The 443-nt window shown below is 67.7% G+C and carries 1 protein-coding gene; it reads left to right on the forward strand.

Translation table 11 applies throughout. From position 1 onward, the window contains the following. Positions 1 to 443: acyltransferase domain-containing protein (locus AAHZ94_RS35025; protein ID WP_349997680.1), on the forward strand; the 443-nt coding region annotated here is incomplete at both ends.

Genomic DNA, 443 nt, shown 5'->3' on the forward strand with positions numbered 1-443 from the left:
CTGGTGGAACGGGTCACCACCAACCCCGAACTCTCCCCCACCGACCTCGGCTGGTCCCTCCTCACCACCCGCACCCACTTCGAACAGCGGGCCACAGTGGTGGGCAACGACCGCGAAGAACTGATCGCCGGCCTCACCGCCCTCGCCACTGGAGACACCCACCCGGCACTGGTGAGCCCCAGCACCGCGGAAGCCCCGGCGGGCGGTGACACGGTCTTCCTCTTCAGCGGCCAAGGCAGCCAACGCGCGGGTATGGGACGGGAGTTGTACGAGCGCTTCCCCGTCTACGCGGAAGCCTTCGACCAAGTCTGCTCCCTGCTTGACCCCCACCTGGACCACCCTCTACGCGAGGTTGTCTTCACCGGCGGGCCGGATGGGCTTCTGGACCACACCACATACGCGCAAGCCGGTCTGTTCGCCTTGCAGGTCGCGATGGCGCGGCT

Origin of the sequence: Streptomyces sp. HSW2009, assembly GCF_040240285.1 — a bacterium.
In the GTDB taxonomy this organism is placed as follows: domain Bacteria; phylum Actinomycetota; class Actinomycetes; order Streptomycetales; family Streptomycetaceae; genus Streptomyces.